The following is a 555-nucleotide window of genomic DNA, read 5'->3' on the forward strand; positions in this document are numbered from 1 at the left end:
CAACCCGCTCTCCGGCGGAGCCGCGGACACGCCCGGATTGCTGCGGGTGCTGGTGGACGCAAGGCTCGAGGTCGAATGCGTCTACTGCTTCCTGCACGATGCCGAGGCAGTGGCGGTGGCGCAGCAGGCGGGGGTCGGCGGCGCCTTCTCGCGGCCGCTCGCGGGGCGGACAACGGCCGATTTCGGCCCGCCCGTGCCCTTCTCCGGCACGGTAGAGGCGCTGACCAATGGGCGCTTCCTCAACACCGGGCCCATGGAGCATGGCGCGCCGGTGGACCTGGGCGCCACCGCGCTGCTGCGGTCCGGAAAACTTCGGGTGGTGGTGACGAGCCGGAAGGAAGCGGCGGTGGATCCCGCTTTCTTCGAGCTCCATGGCATCGACCTCACACAGGTCAGGCTGCTGGCCAATAAAGCGAAAAACCACTTCCGTGCGGCCTTCGCGAGCCGTTGCAGCGCCATCGTCGAATGCGACACGCCGGGGCCGGCGGCGCTCGACCTGCTGGCGCTGCCCTTCCGCCACGTGCCCGAGGCCTGGCGCAAGGGATGATCCGCGAC

The 555-nt window shown here is 69.9% G+C and carries 1 protein-coding gene; it reads left to right on the forward strand.

The annotated features are described in order from the left end of the window. On the forward strand, nt 1-547 hold a 547-nt coding region (locus AC1DWF_RS37605; RefSeq protein ID WP_476843503.1), incomplete at its 5' end, for an MlrC C-terminal domain-containing protein. Nucleotides 548-555 lie beyond the last annotated feature (8 nt).

The sequence above is a fragment of the Aminobacter sp. P4_D5 genome, assembly GCF_056401815.1.